10 protein-coding genes are annotated in these 12,355 nt (G+C 33.7%); 9 read left to right on the forward strand and 1 reads right to left on the reverse strand.

The annotated features are described in order from the left end of the window. The first annotated feature begins 63 nt into the window (after window positions 1–63). The 9 genes from OZJ21_RS00390 (at window position 64) to pflA (ending at window position 11,277) form a co-directional block, all read left to right on the forward strand. Window positions 64–1,698, forward strand: coding sequence for a peptide ABC transporter substrate-binding protein (locus OZJ21_RS00390; RefSeq protein WP_268857242.1), 1,635 nt, complete (start codon window positions 64–66; stop codon window positions 1,696–1,698). Between the two features lie 262 nt (window positions 1,699–1,960). Next, entirely contained in the window at window positions 1,961–2,740 is a 780-nt protein-coding gene (sufC, locus tag OZJ21_RS00395) for a Fe-S cluster assembly ATPase SufC (protein ID WP_003702968.1), read from the forward strand. A gap of 12 nt (window positions 2,741–2,752) precedes the next feature. Next, entirely contained in the window at window positions 2,753–4,003 is a 1,251-nt protein-coding gene (gene sufD, locus OZJ21_RS00400) for a Fe-S cluster assembly protein SufD (protein ID WP_268857243.1), read from the forward strand. Next, window positions 3,990–5,216 (forward strand): aminotransferase class V-fold PLP-dependent enzyme, encoded by a 1,227-nt coding sequence (locus tag OZJ21_RS00405; protein ID WP_268857244.1) that lies wholly within the window; start codon window positions 3,990–3,992, stop codon window positions 5,214–5,216. The genes sufD and OZJ21_RS00405 overlap by 14 nt, the downstream gene beginning before the upstream one ends. Continuing rightward, window positions 5,213–5,662, forward strand: coding sequence for a Fe-S cluster assembly sulfur transfer protein SufU (gene sufU / locus OZJ21_RS00410; protein WP_003706789.1), 450 nt, complete (start codon window positions 5,213–5,215; stop codon window positions 5,660–5,662). Before OZJ21_RS00405 ends, sufU begins: the two co-directional genes overlap by 4 nt. Beyond that, window positions 5,655–7,058 (forward strand): Fe-S cluster assembly protein SufB, encoded by a 1,404-nt coding sequence (gene sufB / locus OZJ21_RS00415; protein WP_003702990.1) that lies wholly within the window; start codon window positions 5,655–5,657, stop codon window positions 7,056–7,058. Before sufU ends, sufB begins: the two co-directional genes overlap by 8 nt. Window positions 7,059–7,250: 192 nt before the next feature. Next, window positions 7,251–7,835, forward strand: a complete 585-nt coding sequence (locus OZJ21_RS00420) for a VIT1/CCC1 transporter family protein (RefSeq protein WP_003706788.1) — start codon at window positions 7,251–7,253, stop codon at window positions 7,833–7,835. Between the two features lie 311 nt (window positions 7,836–8,146). Beyond that, entirely contained in the window at window positions 8,147–10,414 is a 2,268-nt protein-coding gene (pflB, locus tag OZJ21_RS00425; protein ID WP_094372021.1) for a formate C-acetyltransferase, read from the forward strand. Between the two features lie 26 nt (window positions 10,415–10,440). Continuing rightward, window positions 10,441–11,277, forward strand: coding sequence for a pyruvate formate-lyase-activating protein (gene pflA / locus OZJ21_RS00430; RefSeq protein WP_268857245.1), 837 nt, complete (start codon window positions 10,441–10,443; stop codon window positions 11,275–11,277). 85 nt (window positions 11,278–11,362) lie between these two features. On the opposite strand, the gene OZJ21_RS00435 is transcribed toward pflA, so the two are convergent. Further along, window positions 11,363–12,241, reverse strand: coding sequence for a patatin-like phospholipase family protein (locus OZJ21_RS00435; RefSeq protein ID WP_003708476.1), 879 nt, complete (start codon window positions 12,239–12,241; stop codon window positions 11,363–11,365). Window positions 12,242–12,355 lie beyond the last annotated feature (114 nt).

Below are 12,355 nucleotides of genomic sequence, written 5' to 3' on the forward strand. Positions count from 1 at the left end.
GAAGGATGGATGATGAACTGTTTATAGATTAAAAACACATCTTACATAAAGGAGAAAATAAAGATGAAAAGAATTAAAGCAATTATTACTGGAATATTTATAAGTTTAACCGCAGTTTTGTTAGTTGCATGTGGAAAATCTACTAGTGAAAATTCTAAACAAGTTTTAAATTTAAGTACAACTGGACCATTAGATACTATTGATATTTCTAAGTCTACTGGTTATGGTCAAACAGGAAATGTTTTTGAAAGCTTTTATCGACTAGGTAAAGATGGTAAAGTAACCCCTGGACTAGCTAAGAGTGGTCAGGTTTCACAAGATGGTAAAACATGGACTTTTACTTTGAGAGATGCAAAGTGGAGTAACGGTGATAAGATTACTGCTCAAGATTTTGTATATTCCTGGAGAAGAACAATTGATCCTAAGACAGCTTCGCCATATGCTTATTTGTTCTATGATGTAAAGAATGCTCAAGCTATTAATGAGGGTAAAATGTCAGCTGATAAGTTAGGAATAAAGGCTGAAGGTGATAACAAGGTTGTTATTACATTAGATAGACCTATATCATATTTTAAAGTCTTAATGACATATCCATTATTTGGACCACAAAATGAAAAAGTAGTACAAAAGTATGGTAAGAAATATGGAACTAATTCTAAATACATGGTGTATTCAGGACCATTTAAAGTTAAAGATTGGAATGGTACTTCGGATAAATGGTCATTTGTAAAGAATAATCAATATTGGGATAAAAAAGTAGTAAAACTACAAAAGATTAACTATCAAGTAGTTAAAAATACCAATACAGGTTATCAATTATTCCAACAAGGTAAGTTGGATTTAACACCATTATCTAGTGAGCAAGTTAAGAATCTACATAACAAGCCAGAATTCAAGCAATACTCTTATTCTTACGTTGCATATTTAGACTATAACTTTAATGATTCTAATGAAGTAAATCGTAAGGCACTAAATAATAAGAATATTAGATTAGCTTTATCATTGGCGATCGACAGAAAGACACTTACAAAGAAAGTTTTCGGCGATGGATCTAATGTACCAACTGGATTTGTAGCATCCGATTTAGCTTCTAATCCAAGCACAGGTAAAGATTTCGCAGAAGAACAGAAAGTAGATAATACGGTTGATTATAATGAAAAATTAGCTAAGGAATATTGGAAAAAAGGATTACAAGAAATTGGTGAAAAGAATTTGAATTTCACAATTCTAGCTTCTAATGAAATGGCTAATAATGATGCCTTAACTCAATATTTACAATCACAATACACAAAGGTACTACCGGGAATTAAGATTTCTGTACAAAACATTCCTGGAAATAGTGCATTATCTAAAGCTCGCAAAGGTAACTATGATATTTATGTATCAGGTTGGGGTGGAGACTTCAAAGATCCAATCACATTCATGCAAATTCCAGTTACAGGAACTTCGTACAATTATGGAAAATATTCTAATAAAGAATATGATGCTTTAATTGAAAAAGCGCAAAATGAAGATGCCAATGATGTTAATAAGCGTTGGGAAGATTTAGTAAAAGCAGCTCGAATCTTTAATGCTGATCAAGGTGTAACGCCTCTATATCAACAAACAACATCTTATATGCAAAATACAAAAGTGAAGGGTATTATTCAAAATACTGCAGGTACACAATGGAATTACAAATACGCTTATATTAAATAGGTAAGAACTCGTCTAGAATGAATTTCTAGGCGAGTTTTTAAGTTGTGCTAAATAATTTGTATAAGAGTATTGATTATGTTGTATGTAAGCGTTATTCTATATTTGTAAACTTATTATAAAGATTATTACTTAATTACAAATAAATTTAAGGGAATATATTGTAAAAATACTTAAATCCAATCGTTAAGTTAAGTAATTTGTCTTATAATGTTATTGATAAGAAAATTCCAGGAAAGGTAACTATTTTATAGTGGTGATTTAAATGTCAGTATTAGAAGTTAAAGATTTACATGTAACTGTTGAAGGAAAGGAAATTTTAAAGGGCGTTAATTTAAAGATGTCGACTGGTGAAATTCATGCAATTATGGGTCCGAATGGTACTGGGAAATCAACACTTTCTTCAACTATTATGGGAGATCCTGCTTACAAGATTACAAAGGGAGATATTTTATTGAATGGTAAAAGTATCATTGATTTACCAGTTGATGAACGTGCTAGAATGGGACTATTTTTAGCAATGCAATATCCACAAGAAATTCCAGGAGTAACTAATGCAGAATTTGTTAAGAGTGCGATCAATGCTCGTCGTCCCAAAGATGATCCGATTCCTTTAATGGATTTCATCAAACGTTTAGATGAAACATTAGAAACATTGGATATGTCTGAAGAAATGGCTGATAGATATTTAAACGAAGGCTTTTCTGGTGGTGAAAAGAAACGTAATGAAATTATGCAGATGATGATGATCAGACCCGAATTCGCAATATTAGATGAAATTGACTCTGGACTAGATATTGATGCACTTAAAGTCGTTTCTCGTGGTGTCAACCAAATGCGTGGCGATAATTTTGGATCTTTGATTATTACTCACTATCAAAGACTCCTGAACTACATCGTTCCAGATTATGTACATGTTATGATGGATGGCCAACTTGTCAAAACTGGTGGCCCAGATTTGGCAATTCGTTTGGAAAAAGAAGGATACGCAAAACTTCGTGATGAACTTGGACTAGATATTAAATTAGTTGATGAAAATGCTTAGGGGGCTTGTACAATGAAACAATTATCCATAGATGAATTGATTGAACTTCGAAAAGAGCCCGAATGGTTTAGAGCTAAGCGAAATGAAGCTAAACAATTAATTGAAACTACTAAATTGCCTAGTTTCCAAAAAATTAAGTATCATGACTGGGATATAAATGTTGATGGGACGAGTGTAATTGATGATCAACCTAAATTTGATACTAACGCTGATGTCTATCAATATGCTAGTAATAAGGCACAAATTAAGTTACCATCAGAATTTCTTGATAAGGGTGCAATTGTCGAAGACTTTGAAGATGCTTTGATTAATCATGAAGACATTATGAAGAAATACTTTATGGAAAAAGGATTAAAAATGGACGATAATCGCTTGTTAGCAGAACATGTAGCAAATCTTCAAAGTGGAGTTTTGGTTTATGTACCTAAAAATGTAGACTTAGAAACACCATTAACATGCGAATATATTCAAAATTCACGAGTTGAGGAAGATTATGTTCACCATGTACTAATTGTTACAGAAGCAAATAGTTCACTATCTTATGTGGAACGTTTAAAAACAGATGGTGATAAGAAAAATACAGCTAACATCGTGGTTGAAGTTATCGCTGGTGATGGAAGTCGAATTCACTTTGCTAGTGTCGATAATTTAAGTAAGAACACAACTGCTTATATGAATCGTCGTGGATACTTACAAAGAGATTCCAAGATTGACTGGGCAATGGGTATGATGAATTCTGGTTTAACAATCGGTGATTTTGATTCTGATTTAGTTGGCGATGGCTCTCATGCTGAATTAAAAGTCGTAGGTATTTCAACAAGTGATCAAATTCAAGGAATTGATACACGAGTTACAAATATTGGAAAGAATACAATCGGTCATATCTTACAACATGGTGTTGCTTTAGATGAATCCGAATTAACTTTCAACGGCATCGGACATGTAATGAAGAGAAGTAAAGGCTCTGATGCACAACAAGAAAGTCGTATTTTAATGTTATCTCCACAAGCTAGAGGGGATGCTAATCCAATTTTGCTAATTGATGATAATGATGTTACTGCAGGACATGCGGCAAGTATTGGTCGTGTAAATCCTGAACAATTATATTACTTAATGAGTCGTGGCTTACAAAAACGTTTAGCTGAAAAATTAGTAATTAGAGGTTTCCTAGCTCCTGTTTTAGATGAAATACCTTTGAAAGAAATTCGCAATGAGTTTAGTGAATTGATTGAAAGAAAGGTAAGTTATGATGAAGAAAACTAGTGATTTAAGGAAAGATTTTCCTCTTTTAGAAACTAAAATGAACGATCAGCCTTTAACTTACTTAGATAGTGCAGCTACTTCGCAAAAGCCTAAGCAAGTAATTGACGAAATTGCTGACTACTATAATAAATACAATAGTAATATTCATCGCGGTGTTTACAATTTAGCAGTCGAAACAACTGATAAATATGAAAATGTAAGACATAAAGTGGCAAATTTTATTAATGCTTATCGCGATGAGGAAGTACTTTTTACCAAGGGAACAACTCAAAGTTTGAACTGGATAGCACAAGGTTATGTTAGATATAACTTACATGAAGGCGATGAAATTGTTACCACCTATATGGAGCATCACAGTAACATTGTTCCATGGCAAGCAATTGCACAAGAAAAGAATCTAAAGGTAAAGTATGTAACTTTAACTGAAGAAGGTAAACTTGATTTAGACGATTTAAAGCAAAAGGTTACTGATAAAACAAAGATTGTAGCAGTTACTCATGTTTCTAACGTTTTAGGAACAATTAATCCAATTAAAGAAATTGCAGCTATTGTTCATCAAAGTAATGCAATTTTAGTAGTTGATGGTGCTCAATCTGTACCACATTTACCAGTAGATATACAAGATTTAGAAGCAGACTTTTATGTATTTTCTGGCCATAAGATGTTAGGACCTACTGGAATTGGTGTTCTCTGGGGAAAGTATGAACTCTTAGAAAAAATGCATCCTTTAGAATATGGCGGAGAAATGATTGACAGTGTAACAACTGAAAAATCAACATTCAAAGAGATTCCTTGGAACTTTGAAGGTGGAACGCAAAATATTGAAGGTGTACTAGGTCTTGGTGCAGCGATTGATTATTTAGAAGAAATCGGAATGGAAAATGTGGCTCGAAACGATGAGGACTTACAAAAGTATGCACTTGAAAAGTTAACTAATATTAAGACTATTGAAATTTATGGTCCCAAAGATCCTGATCAAAGATGTGGAGTAGTATCCTTTAATTTGAAAGGTATTCATCCCCACGATGTAGCAACTTTTTTAGATGCTGATGGAATTGCAGTTAGAGCTGGTCACCATTGTGCACAACCACTTATGGATTGGTTAGGTGTGAGTGCTACTTTGAGAGCAAGTTTCTATTTTTATAATACTTATGGAGAAATCGACAAATTAGTAGATTCTCTAAAGAAAGTAGAGGAATTTTTCCAAATATGAGTAATTTAAATAATTTATATCGACAAGCAATTTTAGAAGAAGCTAACCATCCACGACATAAAGGTAAGTTAGAAAATAAAAGTGTTGAAGTTGAATTGAGAAATCCGACTTGTGGCGATGTTATTACCTTAACTGCATTAATTGAGGATAATAAGATAAAAGATATTGCTTTTGATGGCTATGGTTGCACAATTTCTCAATCATCCGCAAGTATTATGACAAATGAAGTATTAAATAAAGACTTCGATACAATAAAAAACATGGTATTGTCATTTTCCGATATGATTACAAAAGAAGTAAAACCTGATAGAAAAGTTTTAGGTGAGGCAATAATTTTAGAAGGGGTTAAACAATTCCCAGCTCGAATTAAATGCGCAATGTTATCATGGAAGGCAATTTATCAACTTATTGAGAAGTATGAAGGAAAGGGTGAAAAGAATGATTAGTGAAGATATAAAAGACATTGGTGGCCAATATAAATATGGCTTTAAAGATGATATTGAACCAATATATACAACTGGTGAAGGTCTTAGTGAAGAAGTTGTAAGAAATATTTCTAAAGCTAAAAATGAACCTGAATGGATGTTGGATATTAGATTGGCTGCTTATGAAAAGTACAAGACTTTGAAGATGGCTAATTTTGGACCAGATTTGTCAGAATTGGATTTAGATCATATTAATTATTTTAGACGTGATACTGATACAGTAGCTAGAAAATGGGAAGATGTTCCACAAGAAATTAAAGATACCTTTGATCGCTTAGGCGTACCAGAAGCTGAACGCAAGTATTTAGCAGGTTCTTCTGCTCAATATGAATCAGAAGTTGTTTACCATAATATGAAAGAAGATTTTGCCAAAAAAGGTATCATATTTATGGATACAGATTCTGCAGTTCAAGAATATCCGGAATTAGTAAAGAAATATTTTGGAAAGTTAATACCAGCAGATGATAATAAGATGGCCGCGCTTAATACTGCTGTTTGGTCTGGAGGAACATTTATTTATGTGCCTAAGGGAGTGAAAGTTGAAACACCTATTCAAAGTTACTTCCGAATTAATGCCGGAAATTCAGGACAATTTGAAAGAACACTAATCATTGTCGATGAAGGTGCTAGTGTTAACTATGTAGAAGGTTGTACTGCTCCTAATTATTCACAAGATTCCTTACATGCGGCAGTTGTTGAAGTAAATGTTTTGAAGGATGCTTATTGCCGTTATACAACAATCCAAAACTGGTCCAACAACGTATATAGTTTGGAAACAAAACGTGCTAGAGCTTTGGAAAATGCTACTATGGAATGGGTAGACGGTAACCTTGGTTCTAAAGTAACTATGAAATATCCAAGTATCTATTTAGATGGTGAAGGTGCACATGGAAATATGTTATCTATTGCATTTGCGGGCAAAGGTATTGACTCTGATACTGGTGCAAGAATGATTCATAATGCTAAGAATACATATTCGTCAACTGTATCAAAATCTCTCTGTAAAGATGGAGGAATTGCTGACTATCGTGGGTATGTAAGGTTTAATAGAGATAGTGATGGTTCGTTTGCGCACGTTGAATGTGATACTATCATTATGGATGATGAGTCTTCAAGTGATACAATTCCATTTAATGAAGTATTAAATAGTAATGTTTCAATGGAACATGAAGCTAAAGTTTCTAAAATTTCTGAAGATCAGCTTTACTATTTGATGAGTAGAGGTATTTCTGAAGAAAAGGCTACTGAAATGATTATTATGGGATTTGTTGAACCATTTACTAAAGAACTACCAATGGAATATGCAGTCGAATTGAATAGATTGATTGAATATCAAATGGATGGTAGTGTAGGTTAATTATAAAAAAGCATGCTTTTTAAGTATGCTTTTTTATATTATTGTGAAACATGTATATAATTATAAATTTTGCTAAATTAGTACTAATTACTCATATGATGTATAATTTAATCGTAATGAAAGCGGTTTATATAATTTAAATATGTATATAAAAACGGTATTATTTTTATATTTCGTGAGGAAGTGTACAAATTGAAAGTTACGTATGTATTGAAAGTTAAGACTAATTTTTTTTGGGATAGCTTAAATGTTATAAGGGCTAGTATTTTAGGTGCCAATGATGGGATTATTTCAGTATCTGGAATCGTGTTAGGTGCTGCAGGGGCTAATCTTAATAGTAAGACCCTTTTAATCAGTGGTTTGTCTGGCATGCTAGCTGGAGCTTGTTCAATGGCTGGTGGAGAATGGATATCTGTAAGTACCCAAAGAGATATTCAAGAAAAAACAATGGAAAGACAAAGTCAGTTGGAAAATGAAGACTGTGAAAATTGTCCGATAAAATTGCAAAAGAATGATATCTTAATGCCGTTTCATGCTGCAGCCAGTTCTTTCTGCTCATTTATAATCGGGGCAATGATTCCATTATTGACGATGATTCTAGCAAGACCAGAACATCGCGTGGTATTTACATTAATTGCGATGATTGCCTCATTATCAATTAATGCAGTAGTTTGTACACACAACTCTGAGGTTTCAACTAGCAAAACAATTTTACGAAATGTTATAACTGGATTGTTAACGACGTTAGTTACCTTTATTTTAGGGGCGTCAGTATAGATACTTTTAAAGGTCCTATACCTAAATTTTATTGGGTATAGGGTCTTTTTTTGTAATTTTAAGAAATTCTAAAATAAAATTAATGAAATTTATATTTTGATACATAAATCACATTTTTAAAGTTTATAAACTGTTGTCAAAAGCATTGTCATATTAACATTTATAATGATTAAAATAAATGATAGCGTTTATAAGATTTTTTGAAAATAAAAAACATTGTGAACGATTTTTCATTGAATTTAATTTAACTAAGGTGTAGTATTAACAGTGTAGAAAACGTTTTCTTAAAAATCACAAAGGAGGCTTTGAGCATGGTTGAAAAGACTCAAATGCAAAACGTTGATGTAAAAGATGCTTGGGAAGGATTTAGAGGAAAAGAATGGAAAGAAGAAATTGATATTCGTGAATTTATTCAAGATAACTTCACTCCATATGATGGAGATCAATCTTTCCTTGAAGGACCAACCGAAGCTACAACGAAGTTAAACGATAAATTAATCGACTTAAAATTAAAAGAACGTGCACATGGTGGACCTCTTGAAGCTGATACAAAAGTAGTATCAACAATTACATCTCATAAACCAGGTTATTTAGACAAGTCATTAGAAAAGATTGTTGGTTTACAAACAGATAAACCTATGAAACGTGCACTTATGCCATATGGTGGTATCAGAATGGCTAAAGGTGCCTTGGAAGCTTATGGATTTAAGATTGATCCAGAAACAGACTTCGTATTTGAAAATCTATCTAAGACACATAACCAAGGTGTATTTGATGCATACACAAGCGAAATCATGAAAGCTCGCCACAACAAGATTATCACTGGACTACCAGATGCATATGGTCGTGGCCGTTTGATTGGTGACTTCCCACGTGTTGCATTGTATGGTATTGATCGTTTAATCGAAGAAAAGAAAAAAGATTTGGAAAATTGTGGCGATGGTGAGATGACTAACGACATAATCCAGATGCGTGAAGAGATTTCTGATCAAATCAAAGCCTTAAATGATATGAAGATTATGGCTGAGTCTTATGGCTATGACATTTCCAAACCAGCTACAACAGCTAAAGAAGCAATTCAATGGTTATACTTTGGATATTTAGCATCTATTAAACAACAAAATGGTGCTGCTATGTCTATTGGTCGTATCGATTCATTCATCGATATTTACATTGAACGTGATATGAAGCGTGGTATTTTAACTGAAAAAGAAGCACAAGAATTAATTGACCAATTCACAATGAAATTGAGAATGGTATGCTTCATTCGTACACCAGCTTACAACTCACTATTCTCAGGTAACCCTATCTGGGCAACATTATCAATTGCTGGTATGGGCTTAGATGGACGTCACCATGTAACTAAGACATCATATCGTTTCTTAAATACATTGCATAATATGGGTGCCGCACCAGAACCAAATATCACATTACTTTGGTCTGATCGTTTGCCTGAATCATTTAAGCACTATGCTGCAAGTGTATCTATTGCAAGTTCTACAATTCAATACGAAAACGATGACTTAATGATGAAGACATGGGGAACAGACTACTATGGCATTGCTTGCTGTGTATCTGCACAACCAATTGCAAATGGTATGCAATTCTTCGGAGCTCGTGCAAATCTAGCTAAGGCTGTATTGTATGCTATCAATGGTGGTAAGGATGAACTTACAAAACAACAAGTAGGTCCTGCATACGAACCAATTAGCTCAGAATACATTGACTACGATGAATTCATGAAGAAATTCGATGACATGATGGAATGGATTGCTGATATTTATGTAAATGCTTTGAACACAATTCATTACATGCATGACAAGTATTACTATGAATCAGCACAAATGGCATTGAAAGATACATTAGTAGATCGTAGCTTTGCTACAGGTATTTCTGGATTGTCTGTTGCTGCTGACTCAATTTCAGCTATCAAGTACGGACATGTTAAAGTAATTCGTGACGAAGATGGTATTGCTGTTGACTTTAAAGCAGATCATGACTTCCCTCGTTATGGTAACGATGATGATCGTGTTGACGATATTGCTGCATGGCTTGTTAAGGAACTATTTACTAAGATGAGCAAGCATCATCTATATCGTGGAGCTAAGTTAACAACATCCGTTCTTACAATTACTTCAAATGTTGTTTATGGTAAGAACACAGGTACTACTCCAAATGGTCGTCAAAAGGGTGAACCATTTGCACCAGGTGCTAACCCAGCATACGGAGCAGATACAACAGGTGCTTTAGCATCATTATTATCTGTTGCTAAATTACCATACAAGTATGCTACAGATGGTATTTCTAATACATTTGCTGTAACACCAACAACATTGGGTCATGATGAAAAGATGCAAGAAGATACATTAGTAAACATGATCGGAGGCTATATGAGAAAAGATGGTCATCATTTGAATATTAATGTATTCAATAGAGATACTTTATTAGATGCTCAAGCACATCCAGAGAAGTATCCAACATTAACAATTCGTGTTTCAGGTTACTGTGTATACTTTGCTGATCTAACTAAAGAACAACAAGATGACGTTATTGCAAGAACCTTCCATACTTCAATGTAATATTTAGAAGAGAGTAGGTGGAGAGAATGAGTGCTAATCCTTTATTGAATCCAGTTCCAACTAAAGACGGTCATGTCGTAGGCTATGTACATTCTTTGGAAACTTTTGGGGCTGTCGATGGACCAGGTATACGTTTTGTCGCTTTTATGCAAGGTTGCCATATGAGGTGTAAATTCTGTCACAATCCGGACACTTGGAAAACAAGGGTAGGTTCACAAATGACGACTGAAGAAGTTCTAAATAAGGCACTTCCTTATCGTAGCTTTTGGGGCGACAAAGGTGGAATAACTTTATCAGGTGGTGAAATTCTATTGCAAATAGATTTTGCACTAGAGTTATTCAAGATGTGCAAGGAAGAAGGTATTAGCACTTGTTTGGACACTTGTGGACAGCCATTTACAAGAAGAGAACCTTGGTTTAGTAAGTTCAATGAGTTAATGGACTATACCGACATTCTATTAGTTGATATCAAGCATATTAATTCGGACGAACATAAGAGATTAACCGGATTCCCAAATGATAATATTTTGGATATGTGCGAATATCTTTCTAGCATAGGGAAACCTGTTTGGATTCGTCATGTCCTTATCCCAGGCATCACGGATAATGATGAATACTTGAGACAATTGGGCGAGTATGTTAAGGAAAATCTTCATAATGTCGAAAAATTTGAAGTATTACCTTATCATACAATGGGCGTTCATAAGTATCATGAAATGGGTATCAGATATCGTCTTGAAGGTGTTGAGCCTCCTACGCCAGAAAGAGTAAAAAATGCTGAAAAACTGCTAGAAGTAGATAGATATCAAGGATATAAAGATTGGTATCCAGGCATTAATACTTTGGATCAACAACCAAGCTAGCTAAATTGGCAAATATAAAATAAAAACATGGTATCGCTTAGTTTTGCTAAGTAGATACCATGTTTTTTGGTTTTAAAATGTATTTTTAGTCATATAGGGGTTCACTTTTTTGAAGATAGTTAAGCATTGCTTCAAGATTACTTTCAGCATCATTTCTACCTATATTATAGAGTTCAGTCATCTTTTTAGTATTGTGTTCAAGCCTACCAACTTTAACTGGATCCTTGGGTGCTAAACAAAAAATTTCGTCGTTGTGTTCAAGTTTATTTAAAACTTCAACAGAATGATTATACATTTCAGGGCGTCTGATAGCCGTTTTAACGAATTCTGGGTATTCCTTGAAGCTATTACTGTAGAGGCGTTTTAAAGCAAAACTAGTAGGCTTTTTGCGATAATCACGTGGACGAGTACGAACAACTACAATTTTTTGAAAACCCATTTTTTGAGCGATATCAAAAGGGATAGAGTTAGCAATACCACCATCTAGACAAAGTCCTTTAGAAGTATTATGTGGCTTTGAGATGAAAGGCATAGATGAAGAAGCTTCTAAAGCATCAATTAAGTCTTGGCCAGGTTGGGGATTACGTAGCGTCACAGCTTTTCCGCTTTCTAGAGAAGTAGCTACAACAATAAAATCAGTTTCAGACTTTAAATAAGCTTTATTATCGAAATTATGCCAATCTAATCCATGATCATCAAATAAGAAATCTAAGTTAATAATACTTTCATGCTTAAAAGGGCGTGCTAAAGAGATATAGTCATGATCTTTACGGTATTTAACATTTACATTATAAGTTCTTTGATATTGTTTTGAAACGAAATTAGCACCATTTAGAGACCCTGCAGAAACTCCAATAACACAATCAAATTGAATATCATGTTCCAAAAAGGTATCTAGAACGCCAGAAGTATAGAGGCCACGCATTGCACCACCTTCTAAAACTAGAGCTGCATTGTAATACATGTAACCATTCCTTTCGAAAAATAACTAGAATTAATATAAACCTAAAAAGTAGAGATAGCAAGAATACAAAGGAATAATAAGAGAATTTAAATATTTAATTAGCCAAAAACAATG

It is taken from the genome of Ligilactobacillus sp. UO.C109, assembly GCF_026847815.1.
Taxonomy (GTDB): Bacteria; Bacillota; Bacilli; order Lactobacillales; family Lactobacillaceae; genus Ligilactobacillus; species Ligilactobacillus salivarius.